This window comes from Halococcus thailandensis JCM 13552 (assembly GCF_000336715.1).
GTDB lineage: Archaea > Halobacteriota > Halobacteria > Halobacteriales > Halococcaceae > Halococcus > Halococcus thailandensis.
Genome location: NZ_AOMF01000128.1, coordinates 1 through 867 on the forward strand (window position 1 = coordinate 1; position 867 = coordinate 867).

The window sequence follows — 867 nt, forward strand, 5'->3', positions numbered from 1 at the left end:
CCAAGCAGAAGGGCCACACCGACACTGATCGAATCCCCCCAACTGTCGCCACGCTCACCGACGACGGCGAGCAGGCTATCGACGACGGACTCATCGACTCGTTCAATCTCGACCAGCTCCCCGTCCGCGATTTGAAAGAGAAAACCGAGCAGCACGACCATCAATTCAGTCGCCTCGAAAAGCAGATGAGCGAGCGTGATTCCCACTACGACAAGCGGATCGCCGATCTAGAGGCTCGCATGGAGAAGATCGAGGAGGCCCTCGACGAGATCGCCAACCAGTCCACTATCGACAAGCTCCTCGATCGATGAACCCCGCCGAGGTCGCTGCCGACCTCGACGACAAGTCGATCAAGATACTTCGCCTTCTACTCCGCGAAGGCCGAATTCTCAATGAAGGCGTCCCGGTCACTCTCAGCACACCGACCGTCAAAAGCGAGCAGGGCTGGACTAATCAGACAATTCTCCGTCGCTTCCGCAAGCTCCGCGATGCTGGCCTCGTCACTCTTTCCGAGGNCTCCGCGCCAACGCTAGCGACGTTCGTGAAGTCACCAGTCACTGGGGCGGCCGAGAAACCCGCTCACCCGCCCGGCTTACCGACGATCTCGACGACATCGATCATCGTATCGACGCTACCGACGACCGCCTCACGAACCGAATTGACGCTTTACAGAGCAAACAGTACAGACCCCTCCGCCAGCACGCGCTCGCCGAGCGTGAACGTGCCCGCCGCCGAGATCGTGCGCTCATCATCGCCGTCGGCGCGGCTATCGTCTATCTGCTCGTTGTCGTTGCAGTCGTGTTCATCGCGCCCGAGCTACTGGCGAGCGTGCTGATCGGTGGAATTGGCGGAGTGCTCGGTGTCGCC

Annotated in this window: 1 protein-coding gene; it reads left to right on the forward strand. The window is 60.5% G+C overall.

Annotated elements, in window-relative coordinates; all coding sequences use genetic code 11:
* A partial coding sequence (locus C451_RS05720; protein WP_007738680.1) for a hypothetical protein occupies positions 1–311 on the forward strand: 311 nt, incomplete at its 5' end.
* Positions 312–867 lie beyond the last annotated feature (556 nt).